Origin of the sequence: Paraliomyxa miuraensis (assembly GCF_026337845.1) — a bacterium.
Taxonomy (GTDB): Bacteria; Myxococcota_A; Polyangia; order Nannocystales; family Nannocystaceae; genus Paraliomyxa; species Paraliomyxa miuraensis.
In genome coordinates this window covers 254,261-274,374 of the sequence record NZ_JAOVZF010000163.1, presented here as the reverse complement: position 1 = coordinate 274,374, position 20,114 = coordinate 254,261, and the positions used below count along the sequence as shown (strand labels likewise).

Sequence of the window (20,114 nt, the reverse complement as noted above, 5' to 3'; positions counted from 1 at the left end):
CTACCGTGGGGTGTGCCGAGGCACCGGTCACGACGCGCGATCCTGGTGGTTGCACTGGCGTTGCTGGGCCTGCCGGCCTGCGGCGGCGGCGAGCTGGCCACGCGCTGGGTGCCGCCGCAGGCGGCGATCGTGCGGTGCACGATGGCCGGGCGGGATCGCATGCCGCCGGTGCTGCTGGATCTTCCGCTCCCCGCGCTGCCCACCGGACTGCTGGCGCGGCAGCTCGATCCCATGGCCCTCAACGACATGGGCTTCGAGCGCGAGCAGATGGTGTGCGCGGCGTTGGAGTCGCCCCCGTCCGAGCGGATCGACGAGGTGCGTGGCGAGCTGATGGTCCTGCTCGAGGCTCACTCCCAGGTGAGTGCTCGAGCCCGTACCGCCCTCGGCCGATGTGCGTGTGACGTGGCCCGGCTGGCCGATGTCGCGGGGCTGCTGGCCTCGTGCCGCGACCAGCCGCATCGGTCCGAGTGCGCGCCTACCCCGGCCCAGCTCGAGGAGGCCCTCGCGCTCGTGGAACCCCTGCGAGACGCGCTGGCGAGCACCCCCGTGCCGCGCCTGCACTGGCGAGTGGCCGGCCGGACCGATCGGCCCGGCTGGATGGCGCGCCGCCTGCCCGAGCTCTTGCCGCGCCATGAAGGCGGCGCCACCGTGTACCTGCCCGGGCAGGCGATCCCCAGCCGCCACAACCACGTGCTGGTGCGACGCTTGCTCGATCTTCCGGGGGTCACGGCGGTCCTGCGCCTCGACGGCGGTCGGTCGATGCTGGTGATCCGCGAGCTCGATGGCGCGCTCGTGGTCGATCTGGTGGCGTTCCCCGAGCTCGACGCGAGGCTGGCCCCGCTGCTGCCGTTCATCGACGAGGCTCGAGCCGACGACGTGGTGGACGTGCTGGCGCGCCCGAGCACGAGCTGGTCGCCGCCGCTCCCGCTCGACAAGGGGAACCTGATCCACCTCGATCGCGAGGGTCTGCGCGCGGTCGACTCGATGCTCCTGGCCATGGCTCCGCTGGCCGGCATGGGCAAGGCTCCCAGGTCCCTGCCCGAGCCGATCGAGCCGCCCCTGGTCGATGCGGTCACGCTGCAGGCGGAGTTCGGCGCCAGCGGCAAGCGGCTGCGGGCTCAGCTTCGCCTGTCCGAGGATGGTCGACAGTGGGCGCAGCTCCTCGGCAAGGCGGTGCTGGCTCCCCCGATGGACGTGCTGGGGCTTCCGCTCGATCCCCCGCTGCCCCGTCCTTCCCTCGAGGAGATGCCGACCTCGATCGTGCATGGCACGGCCACCGAGTGGCTCGTGATCGATGGCCTGCGGCGGATCCCGGCGCTGCTGCACCGACTCGAGATGGTGCATCCCAATGCGGTCGGAGGTCGCCTCGACGCATGGGACGTGTCGCTTCCCGCCGGGGCGGTCTCACCGGGAGGCACCGTGTCTCCGCCCTTGCCGCTGCGCGAGTGGGCGCAGCGCGTGGGCTCCGAGCCCTACCGACTCCGCACATCGTTCGATCCCGCGCGGAACTTCCTCGAGCTGGTACTGGAGCCCGATTGATCACGCGCTTGGGTTGAACACCACCGTGGCCGAGCGAAGCTCTCGGCCCGCTTCCGCCACACGCGCCCTGGCCAGCGGGTCCCACGAAGTCGGCCTTTACAAACCGCCGATCCAAAGCTACATGGCAGGAGGGTGGATCCGGGACTCGACTGCACGTCAGTGTCGTCCGTGGAGCCGTTGGCTTCCGCAGGGCGTGAGCGTGGTCGCGAACAGACCCACTCGCCCGGCGCTCGACCCGGCCGCCAGGACATCGCGGCGCGGCTGCTCCTGCCGCTATTGGTCGGTGTCGGGCTCGTGCTGGCCCTGATCTTCACGGGCAGCGAGGCGACGGCCGCGTCGTGGACCGCGACGTCGCCGGGCATCGCTCGAGGCTCGACCGCCCAAGAGTCCCACCATTCGGCCGACTTCCGTCGGGACATTCACGTGCCGAGCTCCATGCACGAGCTCGCATCGGAGCCCGAAGAGGACGACGAGGACTCGTTCGAGGTGCCCATGGCGGCCTGCACCCCCGTGCTCGCCGCGTTCTTCGACCCCCTCGAGCCTCTGCTCCGTGCCCGCGCGTCGAGCCGGGGTCGACGGCTGGTCTCGATCGGTCTCGGCCCCCGCGGACCACCTCGGTAGCGTCGATGGCCCTCTGCGCCCGAGTACGGGCGCATCTCTGGACGCGTGTCGCATCTCGCGGGCGCATCCGGAGCTCCGGTCGTGCCCAGCGAACGAAATCGTAGGTCGTCGCTCGGCGCTGCTCATCGCACGCTCGGCCATTGCCTTCGAATCCACCGACACGCGCACGAGCGCTGGCAGGGGAGTCGAACGAGAGGGCAGGTCGATCCGCAATTTCCTCCCCGAACGAGCTCCATCGAGAACGAACCCCATGCATCGAATTGCCATACGCGCGCTCTGGATCGCCGCGCTCGCACCCATCGCCCTCGGGACGTGCGGATGTCAGCCTCCCCCCGAGGAGCACGAAGAAGAGGGGATCTTCGCCGTCACCACCCCGCTGCGGGACGACGTCGACCTCACTCGCGAGTACGTCGCCCAGGTTCGGGCGATTCAGCACATCGAGGTTCGCGCCCAGGAGCGCGGCTACCTGACGGAGATCTACGTCGACGAGGGGCAGCGAGTCGAAGAGGGCACCAAGATGTTCCAGGTCATGCCGCTCATCTACCGGGCGGAGGTCCACCGAGCGCAGGCCGAGGCCGATCGAGCCCGGATCGAGTACAGGAACACCCAGTTGCTGGCCGACAAGGACGTCGTGTCGCCGGCCGAGCTCGCCCTCGCCAAGGCCGAGCTCAGCCGGGCCAAGGCCGAGCTCGAGCTCGCGCAGACCCACATGCGCCTGACCGAGATCCGCGCCCCGTTCACCGGGCTCATGGATCGATTCGAAGTGCGGCTGGGGAGCCTCCTGGAGGAGGGGGCCCTGCTGACGACGCTCTCCGACAACAGCACGCTGTGGATCTACTTCAACGTTCCCGAGGCCGAGTACCTGGACTACGAGACGCGGCCAGCGGCGGACGAGCCAATGAAGGTCGCGTTCAGGATGGCGAACGACGAGATCTTCGACCAGGAAGGCAAGGTCGAGACGATCGAAGCCGACTTCGACAACACCACCGGGACCATTGCCTTTCGGGCGACCTTTCCCAATCCCACCGGGCTCTTGCGACACGGCGAGACGGGGAACATCGTGGTGACGACGTCGTACCGCAACGCGCAGCTGATCCCGCAGAAGGCGACCTTCGAGATCCTCGACCGGAAGTACGTGTTCGTGGTCGACGAAGACAGCGTCGTGCGGCAGCGGCCGATTCACATCGCCGCCGAGCTCGACCACGTCTTCGTCATCGACAGCGGGCTCGACGACGCCGATCGGATCCTCATCGACGGCCTGCGCAAGGTCAATGACGGCAAGACGATCGAGGTCGAGTTCGAGGATCCTGCCAAGGTCTTCTCCGAGCTCGACGTCTACGCGGAATGACAGGTGAGACATGTTCGCCGCACTCCTCCGCAGGCCAGTTCTCTCGGTCGTCATGTCGGTCGTGATCGTGCTGCTGGGCGCGCTCGCGTGCTTCGAACGCCCCGTGTCTCAGTTCCCCGACATTGCGCCGCCTCAGGTCACCATCGCCATCGCCTACCCAGGCGCCAGCGCGGAAGTCCTCATCGAGTCGACGCTGATTCCCCTGGAGCGCGCCATCAACGGCGTGCCGAACATGCGCTACATCATCTCCGACGCCACCAGCGCCGGCGAAGCGACGATTCAGGTCATCTTCGAGCCTGGCACCGACCAGGATGCAGCCATCGTCGACGTCAAGACGCGCATCGACCAGGTGATGCCCAACCTGCCCGAGCTGGTACAGCTCGAGGGCGTCATCCTGCAGCGCGTACAGCCGAGCATGTTGATGTACGTCAACGTGTACTCCACCGACGAGGACGCGGACGAGAAATTCCTCTACAATTACACCAACGTCCGCCTGCTGCCCGAGATCCAGCGCATCAAGGGGATCGGGAACGCCCGCATCCTCGGCAGCCGGCGGTACGCGATGCGCGTATGGCTGAACCCGGATCGGCTGCGGGCGTACAACGTCTCGGCCGAGGACGTGATGGATGCCATCGCCGAGCAGAGCATCATCGGGCGGCCCGGCCGACTGGGGCAGGCCTCGGGGATGCAGTCGCAGTCCCTCGAGTACACCCTCGTCTATCAGGGCCGGTTCAACGAGCCCGAGCAGTACGAGGAGATCATCATTCGCGCCAATGCGGACGGCCAGATCCTGCACCTGAAGGACGTGGCGAAGATCGAGCTCGGCAGCGAGTGGTTCGACATCTACTCGAATCTCGACGGCCACCCCTCGGCCGCCATCGTGCTCAAGCAGACCTTCGGCAGCAATGCGCAGGATGTCATCGCGGAGGTCAAGGACAGACTCGAAGAGCTGAAGAAGGACTTCCCTCCGGGGATGGACTACAAGATCAGCTACGACGTCTCCAATTTCGTGGATGCCTCGATCGAGCAGGTCCTCCACACGCTCGGCGAGGCGTTCGTGCTCGTGGCGCTCGTCGTCTTCGTCTTCCTGGGCGACTGGCGTTCGACGCTGATCCCTACGCTCGCGGTGCCGGTATCGCTCGTCGGGGCGTTCATCTTCATGTCGGTGATGGACATCAGCATCAACCTCATCACGCTGTTCGCGCTCGTCTTGGCGATCGGGATCGTGGTGGATGACGCGATCGTGGTCGTGGAGGCGGTCCACGCCAAGATGGAGGCGACGCACCTGAGCAAGTACCACGCGATGAAGGAGGTCTTGGGCGAGCTCGGCCCCGCCGTCGTGGCCATCACCCTGGTGATGACGTCGGTCTTCGTTCCCGTGGCCTTCATGCCGGGCCCGGTCGGCGTGTTCTACCGGCAGTTCTCGGTCACGATGGCCTCGTCCATCGTGCTGTCGGGCTTCGTGGCGCTCACGCTCACGCCCGTTCTGTCGGTCATGATCCTCGAGACCACGCACGGCGCGGCGGGGCGGACCCGCAATCCGATCACCCTGTTCGTCAACGGGTTCAATCGAGCGTTCCACTGGGGCACGTCGATCTACATCCGCTTCATGAAGGTGATCGTGCCGCGGTTCTACCTCACCTTCTTGCTGCTCGGGCTGTTCGTCTACGGGATCTTCCAGGTCAACCTGGTGCTCCCGTCCGGCTTCGTGCCCAACGAGGACCAGGGGATCATCTACGCGATCATCCAGACCCCCCCGGGCTCCACGCTCGAGCGGACGAACGCGGTCGCCAGGCAGCTGCAGGCGATTGCCAAGGAGAACGACGCCGTCGAGTCGGTGTCTTCGCTCGCGGGCTACGAGATCCTCACCGAGGGGCGTGCCTCCAACGCGGGGACCTGCCTCATCAACCTCGCGGAGTGGTCGCAGCGCGACGAGTCGGTCACCGAGGTCATCGCGGAGCTCGAGGAACAGACCAAGGACATCGGCGCGATCATCGAATTCTACGAGCCGCCGGCGGTTCCAGGCTACGGCGCGGCCGGTGGCGTCGCGTTTCGAATGCTGGAGAAGACCGGCAGCACCGACTACTACGAGTTCGATCGCGTGAACCAGGAGTTCATGGACGCACTGAGCGAGCGCCCCGAGCTCACCGGACTCTTCACGTTCTACGCCGCGAACTATCCGCAGTACGAGCTCGTCATCGACAACGACAAGGCGATGCAGAAGGGCGTGTCCATCAAGAAGGCCATGGAGAACCTCGACCTGCTCATCGCGAGCTCCTACGAGCAGGGCTTCATTCGCTTCGACTTCTTCTTCCGCGTCTACGTGCAGGCCCTGCCCGAGTACCGGGCGCTGCCTGCGGACATCCTGGACTTGTACGTCAAGAACGAGGACGGGGAGATGGTCCCCTACTCGTCGTTCATGACGATCGAGAAGCGACAGGGGCCGAACGAGATCACGCGGTACAACCTCTACAACTCGTCGGCCATTCGAGCCGTCAACGCAGAGGGGTACACGTCCGGCGACGCGATCGCAGCCATCGAGGAGGTCGCAGAGCGGACGCTGCCGCGCGGATACGACATCGCGTGGGAGGGTCTGTCCTACGACGAAGCCCAGCGCGGCAACGAGGCGATCTACATCTTCGTGGTCGTCCTGGTGTTCGTCTACCTCGTGCTGGCGGCACAGTACGAGAGCTTGGTGCTGCCGCTGGCCGTGATCACGTCGTTGCCCGCGGGTGCGTTCGGGTCCTTCCTCATGCTCGATCTCATGGGCCTGTCCAACGACATCTACGCCCAGGTGGGCTTGGTGATGCTGGTGGGCCTGCTGGGGAAGAACGCGGTGCTCATCGTCGAGTTTGCCCTTCAGACGCAGCGCCGAGGAGCCACCGTGTTCGAGGCGGCCATCGCAGGTGCGAGGGCACGCTTTCGTGCGATCCTGATGACGTCGTTCGCGTTCATCGCGGGTCTGTATCCGCTGGTCGTGGCAAGGGGCGCCGGGGCGGTCGGCAACAACACCATCGGCTCGTCGGCGCTCGGAGGCATGGTCGTGGGCACGGTGTTCGGCGTCGTGCTGATCCCCGGGCTGTACTTCATCTTCGGCCACCTCGCGCGCCTCGAGAGGTTCCTGCGAGTCGGCGATTCCGACGCGCCCGAGCCGCCCGTGGACTCGTTGGACGCAACCATGCTGGCGAACCAGACCGAGCCAGCCGAGCCGGCACCCCGCTCCGAGTCATCGGAGAGCGGCGAGCCGCAAGCCGAGGAAGAAGCCAGTGAGCAAGCGGTGGAGTGAAGTCGCGCTCGTGATCGCCGGTGCCTGGTCGCTGCTCGGGCTCGGCTGCACCAGCGTCCTGGGGAGCAACCAGGCCAGGGAAGCCAACACGGAGGTTCCCGCGAGCTTCGGTGCGGTCGAGATTCCTTCGGGCCCGAGCGTGGCCACGCAGAAGCGGTGGGACGAGTTCTTCTCGGATCCCCAGCTGCGGGCGTTGATCGAGCAGGCGCTCGAGCACAACCAGGAGCTGAACATCCAGCTGCAGGAGCTCATCATCACCCAGAACGAAGCCGCGGCCGTTCGGGGCGAGTACCTGCCGAGGCTGGAGGCAGGCGTCGGCACGGGCATCGAGAAGGTCGGGGAGGAGACCAGCCAGGGGGCCAGCGACGCAGATCACGGCGTGGCCGTGAACCTCCCGGACTTCCGCTTCGGCTTCAAGGCGTCCTGGGAGACCGACGTCTGGAGCCGATTCCGAAGCGCCAGGAAGGCCGCGAGCCTCCGCTACGAGGCGACGATCCATGAGCGCAACTTCCTCGTCACGGAGCTCGTGGCCGAGCTGGCCAAGTCCTACTACGACCTCTTGGCGCTCGACAACCAGATCGAGATCCTCGATCGGAACATCGGGGTGCTCGAGGATGCTCTCGAGGTCGTCAGACTCAAGAAGGCAGCCGCACGCGACACGGAGCTCGGCGTGAAGAGGTTCGAGGCCGAGGTGCTCGAGAACCAGGGCCGCAAGTACACGCTCGAGCAGCAGCGGAGCATCGTCGAGAACCGCATCAACTTCCTGGTCGGGCGCTTCCCGCAGCCGGTCGAGCGGAGCTCGGAGAGCTTCTTGTCGATCGACGTCGCCGATGTGACCACGGGTCTTCCTTCCGAGCTGCTGGACAACCGCCCCGACGTGAAGGCCGCCGAGATGCGCCTCGAGGCGGCGGAGCTGGACACCACGAGCGCCAAGGCTCGCTTCTATCCGTCGCTCAGCCTCGAGGCCGAGCTCGGATACCAGTCGTTCAACCTCGGCCACCTGATTGCGACCCCCGAGTCGCTGGCCTACGGCCTGGCCGGCAACCTCATGGCACCGCTGCTGAACCGGGCGGCGATCAAGGCGGACTACCGCTCGGCGAACGCCAGACAGATCCAGGCCGTCTACGACTTCGAACGCACGCTGCTGCAGGCGTACACCGACGTGTACAACCAACTGACGACGATCGCGAACCTGCGCGAGCGCTACGAGCGGTTGTCCCGGCAAGTAGCGGCGCTGCAGGCCGCCATCGAGGTCTCGAGCATCCTCTATCAGTCGGCGAAAGCCGACTACTACGAGGTCCTCATGACGCGGCGTGACTCGCTCGAGGCAGAGATGGAGCTGGTCGAGGCGAAGAAGGAGCAGCTACAGGCCATCGTGGCCGTGTACCAGGCACTTGGAGGCGGCTGGAGGCGAGAGCCGTGAGCTCGGCCGCACGCAGAGTCCCACACGCCACGGCATGGACGACGGGAAGGCTACGATCATGAGCGCCGGAGTGTTTCAGAAGGTCCTGGTTCCGGTCGAATTCGAACCGGCCAACGAGGGTGACATCGCACCCGACCGGATGGTGGAGGTGGGCGACCACGACTGGGTCGCGGTCGGTGAGTGCACGATCCGCGCGCTCGAGCTGGCGGCTCGGTTGGCCAGTGGGGGTGACGTCTACATCGTGCACGCCACCCCCGATTTCAGGGACTATGCCACGTGGATGCCACCCGCCCGCATTGCCGAGCTCGACGGCGGTGCGAGCCACCACGCGAAGGTCGTGCTGGAGGTCGTCGCCAGGCAGCACTGTCGTGGGGTGACGCTCCACTACATCAATGAGCCAGGCAAGGCGCTCGACGTCGTCCTTGAGGCAGCTCGAGAGCACTCACCGGATGCGATCGTGCTCGCCGCGAGCGCCCGTCACCGCGTGAATCGGGCGTTCCTCGGCAGCACGGCGGACAAGGTGATCCGACAGTCGCCGTGCCCCGTGGTCGTCGTGCCGTCGGGCACGGCCTGAGATGGGCACGAGCTCAAGGAGCAGCGCCCGGTCGCGCGCTCGCCTCGCGCTCGCGCCGGTCGTGGGCCTCGGGGTCCTCGAGCCACGAAGCGATGCCCTCGGCGGCGGTGGGATTGTCCTCGAGCAGGTAGTCCCGTGCGCGCTCGGCCGAGCGTCGCGCAGCCTCGTGCATCCCCGCGTCCCACTGGGCGCGGGCAAGGGTGAAGCTCACGTGGCTCATCCACCACGCCGAGGTCGGAGCCGTCTCGAAGCGCGACAGCACCTCGCTGCACAGCTCCACGGCCACCTCGGCGCGCCCCCGGATGTGCTCGACCCGACACAGCCCCGTGGTGGCATAGAGCGTCATCGGGTGTCCGTCGCCCACCGTGGTGCGGAAGATCGTCCGCGCGTGCTCGAATGCGTCGAGCGCCGCCGCGGCGTCGACGTCGACCTGAACGCTGCCGAGGTTGTACCAGGAGATCGCCACGTCGACGTGGTTGGGGCCCAGCGCCTCGACCTTGGCGGTCAGCGCCCGTCGCAGGTAGGCGAGCCCCACATCCGGCTCACCCTTCTCGTTATAGAGCACGCCGAGGTTGTTGAGCAGCCATCCTCGCACCTCGTCGTCGCCGGATTGAGCCACCGCGGCGCGAGCGGCCAGCTCCAGCGTCGTCGCCCCGTCGAAGCGATTCTGGATCGTCGCGCAGTACAGGAGCCACGTCCATGCAGCCGCCGCGCCGCGCACGTCTCCCGCCTCCGAGGCCACCAACACCGCCTCCTCGAGGGTGGCCTGTGCGTCGCGGGCCGAGGCGCCCGAGGCCTGCAGCCGCCCCAGCGATCCGAGTGCTTCCCCGAGCACGGGAAGGTACCGGACCTCGCGAGCCTCGGAGACCGCCTCGGTGGCGAGCTCCAGCCCGCGTGCGAACTCCCCGGCGTCGTGCAGCGTGTCGGCCTCGTCGATCCGCTGGCGGATCCCGTCGATCCGCTGCCGCTGACCCTCGTCGTCGGGCAGCGGCTGCTCGGCCATGAGCTGATCCAGCTCGGCGCATGCGTCGAGCTGCGGCAATTTGAAGGGGAGGATCGTGCGCTGCGTGAGTGCATTCGGCGACTCGGCCGATGCGAGCGCGTCGATCGCCTGGCGCATGCGATTGCGACGTCGCTCGAGACAGCGCATGCGCCGGTCGAACAGGAGCTCCGATTGCCTGCGGTCGACGAAGGTCGCCCGGCACGATTCCTCGTACATGTCGACCCAGGCCGTGGCGTAGTCGTCGAACCGCTCCCGCACATGGGGCAGCGAGCTCGCCACGCTCGCGCCGTGAGTCCCGAACGCATCCTCCACCCGAGACCGATCGCTCGGTCCCCACGTCCCCTCGAGCACCGCCTGCGGGTCCGAGCACGGCTCGGGCTGCGGCTCGAACACCAGCGCTCCCACCCCGAAGCCGGTCAGCAGGGTGAAGCCCGCGATCGCCAGCCGACGCGCACGCCGGGGCGGCTTTTCGAGCTGGGCCAGCAGCTCCGCCATCGACACGAAGCGCGCCCTGGGGTCGTCGGCCAGTCCGCGCAAGATGGCGCGTCGGATCCGGGGTGGAACTCGCTCGCCGTGGGCGCTGTGCTCGAGATCTCGCTCGGGGATCCGCAAGCCCTTGGCGAGGGTGGCCCGCCGCTCCTCGTAGGTCTCGCCCCCCGCGGGCGAGCGATCATAGAGCGCCACGTAGAGCGACATGGCGAACGCGAACTGCTCGCTGCGCCGATCACCACGCTCGCCCAGCAGCTGCTCGGGAGCCATGAAGGCGGGCGTACCCACCAGCGTGCCCGCCTCGGTGATGTAGACCCGGCCCGATGGCGAGCGATACTCGACTCCGACCTGATCGGGCTCGAACGTCACACCGAACGGCTCGTCGTCGGGACCCGGCTCCCCCAGCGCATGCGCGAGCCCGAAGTCGAGCACGCGGACCGATCCATCGTCCTCGACCAGCACGTTGGAGGGCTTGAAGTCCCGATGGACGAAGCCGGCATCGTGGGCCGCCACCAGGCCGCGACCGGCCGCGCGGAACACCTCGAGGACCTCCTGGACGCTGCGCTTGCGCTCCGCGAGCCACTCGTTGACGGGCTGGCCCGACAGCAGCTCCATCGCGATGAACACCCCGTGGTGAGTCAGGCCCGCGTCGTATACGGCGACCACGTTGGGGTGCTTGAGCTTGGCCAGCGTCTTGGCCTCGCGCAGCAGCCGCAGGTCGGCCTTCATCGATCCGCGCCCGCGCCGAAGCAGCTTGAGCGCCACGTTGCGATCGAGCTGCGGGTCGTAGGCCTTGTAGACCACGCCCATGCCACCGCGACCGAGACAGCTGAGCACCGAGTACCGACCGACGGAGTCCCCCTGGCCGAGCTCCGTCTCGGGCTCCTCGGCCACGAGAGCGGGACCAGAGATCTCGTGGGCTCGCGGCCCCGCGGTCTCGTCGTCCGGGATCTCCTTGGTGGGCAGGTCGTACGACACCGACGGGCTCCGGCCACAAGCGGCCTCGGCCGTCGATTGTAAGCCACCAAACCGGGGCAGTCAGTGTTCCCCGCGTGCCCCGGCGAGGCCGGTTCAGAACGCCCTTTCTCGGTGATCCGAGGAGAGGGGTCGAGGGCTAGGGATCCGGCACGTACGTCGCGATGGTGCGATACGGCGCGGAGTCGCCGTGCTGACCGCTCTTGCAGTCGCTCGGCACGTCGGCGTCGGGGCCGACGAACTCGCAGCGGCTCTGGTGTGTGCACTTGGGGTACTTGGTGAACCCGCACGCACCGCCCGAGCAGGTCCGTCCCTCGCGCTTGGCCGCGACGACGCCCTTGCCCGAGCCCTTGCAGTAGAACACCTCGTCGGAGTCGACGAACAGGTTGCCCCAGAACCCCGCCTCGAGCACCGTGTCCTCCGGGACCGCGGCACCGAGGGCCGGATGATCGCCCCGCATCCAGATGCCGACGGTCTCGCCGGACTCGTTGGTGCGAGCCAGCAAGCACGCCGAGACCCACTCCTGGCAGGCCACGTCGCACGCACCGTATTGCCACTGCGGCGCGAGGCCGAGGGCGCCGTTGAAGACCAGCGTCTGGCCACCGACGACCTTCTCGATGCTCGCCCCCTGCGGCAGCGCACACTCGACCAGGTACTGGGCGGTGTCGTGGTTGTCGGGATCGTCGAGCAGCTCGCCGCTCTCCGACATGCCCTCGGGAGTGCTCAGCGCATGTGCTGGATCGATCCCGCCGACCTCCGGATACTCGATGCCGTTGCCGATGTATCCGTCCTTGGGACCGGTCGGAGGCACGAGCACCCCACCGCCACCGCTTCGAAACTCGCTCACGTCGTCGAGCACGCCGACGTCGTGAGAGCCATCGTCCACGTCGCACGCCGATAGTGACAGCGCCAACGACCCAATGAGGAGGCAAGCGCCTCCAATCCGCGTATTCATGATGTACCCCCGTACCCCGATGGATGAAGAACCGTGGTCGCCTGCCCCGGCGCCTCCCATCCCCCGATGGAAGCGCCGAGCGACCGTTCGACCATTACACCATAGGGTCACCGGGGCCTCGTCGTCAATCACGGATCGCCATTCTTCCACGGACCAAGTTGGACCCGATTGGTGCCCCGAATGGGGACCAGGCCGCGTGACTCGAATTACACGAGGCCGGCTCGTGCTCACGACTTGTTAGGTCCCTTGGTGTCACGATGGCCCCGATTTCGTTGGCTCGATTGCACCGTCTCACCGCGATGACGTCATCGCTCCTTGGGGGAACATTGGGCTCGTTTCATCCGAGCTCGAAACCGAGAGCCAAAGGCGTGGTTTCATACCCCCAGCGAGGACCCCCCATGGAGAGCGGAGCCAAGACCAAGACCTTCGTGATCGCGACCATTGCCGTGCTGGCGCTCGCCCTGTGGTGGTGGCTCGGCCGCGAGAGCGAGACCGTGAGTGACGACGATTCCACGAGCGCGGCCGCTTCGGCCCAGGCCGAGGGCACGAGCGACTCGCCCAAGCTCGCGGTCCCGTTGCGACGCAGCGACGTCGATCCGTTCCAGGCCCCGCGTGCCACCGTCTCCGGCACCGTGCGCGACGAACGAGGGCAGCCGATCGCGGGCGCACAGGTCTGCGCCAAGCTCGAGGACGACGACCTCGCCCAGACCGATCGCTTCCCTCCGCAGTGCACCACCACGCGCGAGGACGGCACGTATCGCATCGAGGGCCTGCTGGGCGCCGAGCACAACCTGCATGCCTCCGCACGTGGCTACCTGCCGGAGCGCTACCAGAGCCGCAGCGGCCTCCAGCAGCGCCTCAGCCCTCGCATGGACCTGCAAGCGGGCAGCACCCGTGCGGGCATCGACTTCGTGCTGAAGGCGGGCGGGGTCGAGGTCACGGGCGTGGTCAAGGACATCTCCGGCGGCGAGATCGAGGGCGCGTGGGTCTCGGCCGGCGCCGGCTGGTGGGGCAGCGATGGGGCCACCTTCACCCGCAGCGACGAGGAGGGCCGCTTCTCGCTGTGGGTCGAGCCGCCCGACGTCAACGTGTCGGCCCACGCCGATGGCTACGCCCGGGGCTCGCGCGGCGCGTCGATTCCCGGCACCTTCGTCGAGCTGTTCCTGACCCCCGAGTCGGTGGTGGTCGGCAAGGTGGTATGGGCCGACAGCGGCAAGCCGGTGGCCGGCGCGAGGATCGCGGCGAGCGGCGGCAGCGGGGCCTTCTTCTTGGGCTTTGGCGGCGGAGGCCCAGGGTCGGTCCACAGCGAGGACGACGGCAGCTTCCGCCTCGAGGGCCTACAGCCCGGATCCTACAAGCTCCGCGTGTCCGACGACGAGCTGGTGGGCATGGCCGACGAGAAGATCCACGTGGGCCTCGGGCAGACCTCCGATCCCGTGATCGTGAAGGTCCACCCCGCGTTCGCCATCCGCGGCACGGTGCTGCTCGACGGCGAGACCCCGTGCTCCCAGGGCCGGGTGAGCCTGCAGGGCAAGGAGCGCAAGGACGACTCGTACGGGGGCGGCGGCGAGGAGGACGGCACCGTGCTCGTCAAGGGCGTGCTGCCGGGCACCTACGAGGTCACCGTCACCTGCAACGACTTCGTCGCCGAGGACTCGTACCCGGACATCGTGGTGGCCGACGCCTCGATCGAGGGCCTCTCGTGGTCGGTGCACCGCGGCCAGTCGATCCGCGGCGTGGTGCTCGACGCCGAGGGCAAGCCGGTCGAGGGCGCCCGCGTCTCGGCGCGCGGCAAGGCCACCACCGATCCTCGGGCTCGCCTCGGGCGCGGCCGGGGCGAGCGCAGCGAGCCCGACGGCAGCTTCCTGGTCGACGGGCTCCTGCCGGGCACCTACGAGCTGTCGGCCAGTCACGACGAGCAGCCCTCGCCACACGAGCCGCTCGAGGTCGTCGTGCCCGAGGGCAGCGACGTCACCGACATCACCCTCACCATGCTCGCCCACGGAGAGATCCGCGGGATCGTGCGCGACGAGAAGGGCACGCCGGTCGCCGGCGTCTCGATCGACACCGACGGTCCGGGCTGGAACCGCGCGTCCACCAACGACGAGGGGCGCTTCGTGTTGACCGGCGTGGAGGTGGGCGAGCACCGCGTGTCGGCCCAGCGCGGCTGGACCGACACCATGCGCGCCCCCGGGGCCAGCGACGACGACGAGGCCGGAGAGCGCGTCACCGTGCGCAGCGGAGAGGTCACCGAGGTCGAGCTGGTGGTCGAGTCGCAGAACGGCCGCATCACCGGTCAGGTACTGGGTGAGGGCGGTGAGCCGATTGCCGACGCATTCGTCGAGGCGGTGCGCGAGAGCGACAGCGCGGCCAAGGCCGAGGGCGGCGGCCGCGGTCGTGCGCGCTGGGGCTCGTGGTCACGGCAGCCGGTGCTCACCGACGACGACGGTCGCTTCGAACTCGACGACCTCGCCGAGCAGGGCGTGTACTCGATCTACGCCAACCGCAAGGGCGGCGGAGAGGCGCTGGCCGAGCACGTCGCGGCCGGCAGCGACGTGACGCTCGAGATCGCCGAGACCAGCGTGCTCGCAGGCGTGGTGCGGATCGAAGGCGGCGGCGTGCCGCGCCGCTTCCAGATCTCCGCGAGGGACCGCAAGAGTGGCATCTACGAGGGTGACAGCTTCCTCCACACCGACGGCCAGTGGCGCCTGGCCAACCTCCCCCCGGGGACCTACGAGGTCTCGGTCGATGCCTCCGAGGGCAACGCCAAGGTCGAGGGGATCGAGCTGTCCGAGGGCGGCGAGAACACCGACATCGAGCTGGTGCTCGTCCCCCGCGTCGAGCTGCGCGGCACCCTGGTGGACGCCGAGACGGGCGAGCCGGTGGCCGGGCTCAAGGTGTCGGCGGCCTCCGATGGCGGCGGCATTCGCTTCCGCGGCGACATGGGCAAGGCCAACCAGCCAGACGTCTCGGACACCGAGGGCAAGTTCGTGGTCGAGAACGCACCGACGGGCCTGGTGCGGATCATGATCATGGCCCCCGGCTTCACCGACAACGACTACGGCTGGAACTGGCTCACGCGCCGCGTGGCACCCGAGCCCAAGGTTCAGGAGCTGGGGAAGATCGAGCTGCTCAAGGACCGCAAGGACCGCGGCGAGGAGTCCGGCGACCTCGGCTTCAAGACCAAGGACAGCGAGCCCGGGACCGAGCCCGAGGACGTGCGTCACGTCGTTGCCTTCGTGCGACCGGGCAGCCCGGCCGCCCAGGCGGGACTGAAGGTCGGCGACGAGATCACCACCATCGACGGCCAGGACGTGGTGGGCCTGCAGTCCTACCGCTACGGCAAGCTCACCAACGTGCGACCCGGGACCAAGCTCGTGGTCGGGGTCGTCGATGGCGAGGCCGAGCGCCAGATCCCGATCACGGCCGGGCCTCCCGTGTAGCGCGGCGGGTCGCTGGACGTCGCTCGTGCTTCGCGTTTGCTCACGCATCTGTGCCCTGGCGCACACTCGGGACCAATGCGCGGATTGACCCCCCGCAGTCCGCCTCCGTACCGTCACCTCCATGATCTCGATCCCTCGCGCCTGGCCTCTCGTTCTCGCTGTCGTTTCGATCTCGCTCGCCTGTCCCGCCGCCGAGGAGGACGACGCGACCGCCACCGCGAACGACTCGGGCAGCAACGACGCGACCGCCACGGCCGACGAGACCGCCGCCGATGACTCCGCCGTGCTCGGCTGCGCGGCCAACATCGAGTACGACACCACCGATGGTGCGACCGAGTCGGTGATGCAGACCTGGGGAGCCGCCTGCACCACCGACCAGGAGTGCAAGGACCTCATCGGCGACCCCGATGCGGTCTGCGACTTCATGGCCGTGGTCTACGAGCTGCCGGGCGGCTACTGCTCCAAGCCCTGCGTGCTGCCTCCGGGCGCCTCGAGCGTCGTTGCCGACGCCGCCGACTGCAACCCGGACGGCGGCGTCGCCTGCATCGGCGTCTCGGGCCAGTTCGAGCGCTGCGCCATCATCTGCACCGACGACATGCAGTGCTCCCGTCCCGGCTACGAGTGCCGACAGATGCCGCTCATCGCGATGGCGGGCGACCCCAGCCTGTGCCTGATGCCCGAGTGCTGCCAGGGCTCCTGCGCCAGCGAATGATGGATGGGCGAGGGCGAGCCCGAGCCCGCGCGCTCGACCTCGCCCTCGTCGGCTTCGCTGCCGCTGCGGCAACGCAGCTCAGGCCACGTCGCTGGACCAGCGTCCGCTGCCGCTCACCTCGGCCTCCACCCCGAGCGTCGCGTCGGGAGCGGGCTCGAGCGCCGCGTCGAGGGCCTGCATCATGTCACTGACGAAGATGAGCTCGACGGCCGCACGCGTGTCCTCGGGGATGTCGTCCACGTCGCGCTGGTTGTGGGCCGGCAGGATCACCCGCTCGATCCCCGCCCGGTGGGCGGCCATCACCTTCTCCTTGATCCCACCCACCGGCAGCACGCGCCCGCGCAGCGAGCACTCCCCGGTCATCGCCGTGTCGGGTCGGACCCGCCGCCCCGACAGCAGCGAGGCCAGCGCGGTGAACATGGTGACGCCCGCCGAGGGCCCATCCTTGGGCACCGCGCCCGCCGGCACGTGGATGTGCACGTCGTGGCCCTCGAAGTCGGCCGGGTCGATCCCCAGGCGCTCGGCCTGGCTGCGCACGTAGCTGAGCGCCGCCTTGGCCGACTCCTGCATCACCTCACCGAGCTGCCCGGTGATCTGCAGGCCCCCCTTGCCCTTGCTGCGCGAGGTCTCGATGAAGAGGATGTCCCCGCCCACCGGGGTGTAGGCCAGGCCCGTCGCCACCCCCGGCACCGAGCTGCGCTCGGCCACCTCGTTGAAGAAGCGCGGCTTGCCCAGCGACTTGCGCAGCGCGTCGAGATCCACCTTCAGCCGCGGCTCCTTGCTGCCCGTGCCGCGCACCACCTCGAGCGCCAGCGTGCGGCACAGCTTGGTGATCTCGCGACCGAGCTGCCGCACCCCCGCCTCGCGGGTGTAGTCGCGGATGATCACGTCGAGCAGCTCGTCGTCGATCGTCAGCGCGTCCTCGTCGAGCGCGTGCTCGTGGAGGTGCTTGGGCACCAGGTGCCGCCGGGCGATCTGCCGCTTCTCCTGCGGCGTGTACCCGGAGAGCTGGATGATCTCCATGCGATCGCGCAAGGGAGCCGACAGCGGCTCGAGCGAGTTGACGGTGGCGATGAACAGCACCTCCGACAGGTCGAACGGCAGCTCGAGGTAGTGATCGGTGAAGGTCTTGTTCTGCTCGGGGTCGAGCACCTCGAGCAGCGCCGCCTCGGGCGAGCCCATCCAGCCCTGGCCGAGCTTGTCGACCTCGTCGAGCAGGACGACGGGGTTCTTCACCTTGACCTTGCGCAGCGCGTTGACCAGCCGCCCCGGCAGCGCCCCCACGTAGGTGCGTCGGTGCCCGCGGATCTCCGACTCGTCGCGCACCCCACCCAGCGACACCCGGATGAACGGGCGCCCGGTGGCGTCGGCGATGCTCTGGCCCAGCGAGGTCTTGCCCACCCCGGGCGGGCCGGCCAGGCACAGGATCGGCCCCTTGTTGCTGCCCGACAGCCGCAGCACGGCCAGGTGCTCGAGGATGCGCTGCTTGACCTTCTCGAGCCCGTAGTGATCCTCGTCGAGCTTGCGGGCCACCGCGTCGATGTCTCCGGTGAGCTCGGCGCGCTTGTTCCAGGGCAGATCGGCCACCCACTCGAGATAGGTGCGGATCACGTGCGACTCGGGCGAGTTCTGCCCGATGCTCCGCAGGCGCGCGAGCTCGCGATCGGCCACCTCGCGCGCCTCCTCGGGCAGCTCGGCTGCATCGAGGCGCTCCTCGAGCTTGGCCAGCGCGTCCTCGGCATCACCTCCTTCGCCCAGCTCCTTCTGGATCGCGCGCAGCTGCTGACGCAGCAGGTGCTTGCGCTGATCCTTCTCGAGCTCGCGACGCACCTCGCTGCCGATCTTCTGCTTGAGCTCCCAGCGGGCCTTGGCCTCCGCGATGATCTCGGCGGTCAGCCGCAGGCGCGCCGCCACGTCGAGGGTGAGCAGGATCTGCACCTCGCGATCGCGCTCGACGTCGAGCGCCGACACCACGCGATCGGCAAACAGGCCCGGCTCGCGACACGACTCGACGATCTCGCTGAGCGTGGGGTGCTGGTTGCCGACGGCACGGCGCAGGTGGGTGCGGATCTCCTCGGCCAGCACCCGTGCTTCCTCGCCGCCGTCGCGATCCGGCGCGGGGTCTCCCCGCCCGAACCAGTAGGGGTCGCTCTGCTCGATCGCCTGCAATTCGAATCGCTCGAGTCCCTCGAGCACGAGGCGGAAGCTTCGTCCGTCTCGCCCGCGGGAGATCTTCTCGACCCGTGCATAGGTGCCCACCATGTGCACGTCGGCGAGCACGGGCTCCTCGGTGGCCGGGTCGCGCTGCACGACCACGCCCAGCCGATCGCCCACGTGCAGGCTCTCGACGAGCGCGACCGAGCGCTTGCGGCCGATCGGCACGCTCAGCGTGGTTCCGGGCAGCAGCACGCCGCGGCGAAGGGGCAGGAGGGGGAAGGTGGACGGATGGTCTTGGCTGGGCATGGTCTTGGTCTCTTCGTGGCGGTCGATGGCGGTTGGTGGTCTGGGGCGGGGCGGGCCCTGCTCCTTGCTTGGAGACGTCGACCCGCCGGTGGCGATTACCGGCGCTCGCCGGCGGTGATCTCGAGCTCGGTGGTCTGGCCACCGCGCAGCAGGCGAAGCGCGACGGGTTGACCGATCCGGTCGGCCAGCCGCGCGCGCAGTCCGGCAGGCGAGCGCACGGGCGTGTCTGCCACGGCCAGGATGAGGTCACCGACGAGCAGGCCCGCCGTGGCCGCGGGACCTCCTTCGGCCAGGCCGACCACCGCCAACGCATGACTCTGGCCGAGCTGGTCGCGCAGCTCGGCGGGCAGTCGCGCGGGCGATACCCCCACCCCGAGGAACGCCTGCGGCACGCGCCCGTGGGCCACGATCGCGTCGATCACCGGTCGCACGACTCCTGCCGTGAGTAGCACCGTTGCGTGGGGAGCCAGGCCCGCCGTCGCCAGCCCGAGCACTTGCCCCTGGAGATCGAGCAGCGGAGCCACGGAGAACCCACGCGGCAGCGTGCGATCGAGTTCCACGTAGGGGGTCAACGAGCGCCCCGCGGGGGTTCGCAGGCTCTCGCCCACCACCGCGACCAGGCCCAGCGCCGCTCGCACCGTGCGGCCCGGGCGGGCGAGCGCGAGGCCGAGCTCGCCCACGCGCACCGACTCGGCCTCGCGCCAGGTCGGAGCGGCGAGCACCTCGGGCTCGGCGGCCTCGGACTCGGGATCGGAGGCCGGCTCGGCGGCCTCGATCCTCAAGACCGCGAGATCGGTGGCAGGGTCGCGTCCGAGCAGCCGGGCCGGCCGGGGCTCTGCATCGCTGCCCAGGGTGACGGACAGCGGCTCGTCGCGACATAGAGCGTGGTGAGCGGTCACCACCAGGCCGTCATCGGACCACAGAAGGCCGGTGGCCCCGCCCTGCCGGGGCGCGTCCACGCGCACGATGGCCGGCGAAGCGCGGTCGACGAGGGACACGAAGGGGTCGGAGGAGGTGGGCAGATTCATGGATTGGGTTCCTGGGACGACGACATCGTGAACCCTCGTCGCGGCATCGCCATCGGCCGAACGGGGGGCTCCACGCGGCCGCCGGCCCGCTCGCGGCTCCCCGCCCGCGGGGGCCGACCCGGTCGAACGGGCGGGAATCCTCGGTCTGGCGGGCGACAGCGGGGCGAGATTGGTCAGGGTCCCCTTGACCGCACAGCGCGCCGACCCATGGTGGCCAGCCGTGACCGAAGGGGCTGTCTTGTCGTCGTGCCACGA

The 20,114-nt window shown here is 68.8% G+C and carries 12 protein-coding genes; 8 read left to right on the top strand and 4 right to left on the bottom strand.

Annotated elements, in window-relative coordinates; genetic code table 11:
- Positions 1-12: 12 nt before the first annotated feature.
- From OEB96_RS41245 to OEB96_RS41220, 6 genes are all read left to right on the top strand, one after another.
- The gene (locus tag OEB96_RS41245) at positions 13-1,539 is read left to right on the top strand and encodes a hypothetical protein (RefSeq protein WP_266222436.1); all 1,527 of its coding nucleotides are present in this window, start codon (positions 13-15) and stop codon (positions 1,537-1,539) included.
- A gap of 168 nt (positions 1,540-1,707) precedes the next feature.
- Complete coding sequence (locus OEB96_RS41240) at positions 1,708-2,160, top strand: hypothetical protein (protein ID WP_266222435.1); 453 nt, start codon at positions 1,708-1,710, stop codon at positions 2,158-2,160.
- 250 nt (positions 2,161-2,410) lie between these two features.
- Positions 2,411-3,508 carry an efflux RND transporter periplasmic adaptor subunit gene (locus tag OEB96_RS41235; RefSeq protein ID WP_266222434.1) on the top strand — a complete coding sequence of 366 codons (1,098 nt, stop codon included), beginning with the start codon at positions 2,411-2,413 and terminating at the stop codon, positions 3,506-3,508.
- 10 nt (positions 3,509-3,518) lie between these two features.
- A complete protein-coding gene (locus OEB96_RS41230) occupies positions 3,519-6,794 on the top strand; it encodes an efflux RND transporter permease subunit (protein ID WP_266222433.1) in 3,276 nt (1,091 codons plus the stop codon).
- On the top strand, positions 6,775-8,217 hold the full coding sequence (locus OEB96_RS41225; RefSeq protein ID WP_266222432.1) for a TolC family protein: 1,443 nt from the start codon (positions 6,775-6,777) through the stop codon (positions 8,215-8,217). Before OEB96_RS41230 ends, OEB96_RS41225 begins: the two co-directional genes overlap by 20 nt.
- Before the next feature lie 58 nt (positions 8,218-8,275).
- Entirely contained in the window at positions 8,276-8,791 is a 516-nt protein-coding gene (locus OEB96_RS41220) for a universal stress protein (RefSeq protein WP_266222431.1), read from the top strand.
- Positions 8,792-8,804: 13 nt separating this feature from the next.
- Here the strand turns inward: OEB96_RS41220 and OEB96_RS41215 are convergent, their stop codons facing one another.
- Positions 8,805-11,261: a serine/threonine-protein kinase gene (locus OEB96_RS41215; RefSeq protein ID WP_266222430.1), complete on the bottom strand. Its 2,457-nt coding sequence runs from the start codon at positions 11,259-11,261 to the stop codon at positions 8,805-8,807.
- A 136-nt stretch (positions 11,262-11,397) separates the two neighbouring features.
- Positions 11,398-12,144, bottom strand: a complete 747-nt coding sequence (locus OEB96_RS41210; protein ID WP_266222429.1) for a hypothetical protein — start codon at positions 12,142-12,144, stop codon at positions 11,398-11,400.
- A gap of 467 nt (positions 12,145-12,611) precedes the next feature.
- Here OEB96_RS41210 and OEB96_RS41205 point away from each other — a divergent pair, with 467 nt between their 5' ends.
- A complete protein-coding gene (locus OEB96_RS41205; RefSeq protein ID WP_266222428.1) occupies positions 12,612-15,656 on the top strand; it encodes a carboxypeptidase regulatory-like domain-containing protein in 3,045 nt (1,014 codons plus the stop codon).
- Positions 15,657-15,777: 121 nt separating this feature from the next.
- A complete protein-coding gene (locus tag OEB96_RS41200) occupies positions 15,778-16,368 on the top strand; it encodes a hypothetical protein (protein WP_266222427.1) in 591 nt (196 codons plus the stop codon).
- A gap of 78 nt (positions 16,369-16,446) precedes the next feature.
- Here the strand turns inward: OEB96_RS41200 and lon are convergent, their stop codons facing one another.
- Both lon and OEB96_RS41190 read right to left on the bottom strand, forming a co-directional pair.
- Positions 16,447-18,831, bottom strand: a complete 2,385-nt coding sequence (gene lon / locus OEB96_RS41195) for an endopeptidase La (RefSeq protein ID WP_266222426.1) — start codon at positions 18,829-18,831, stop codon at positions 16,447-16,449.
- A 95-nt stretch (positions 18,832-18,926) separates the two neighbouring features.
- A complete protein-coding gene (locus OEB96_RS41190; RefSeq protein WP_266222425.1) occupies positions 18,927-19,859 on the bottom strand; it encodes a S1C family serine protease in 933 nt (310 codons plus the stop codon).
- Between the last annotated feature and the right edge of the window lie 255 nt (positions 19,860-20,114).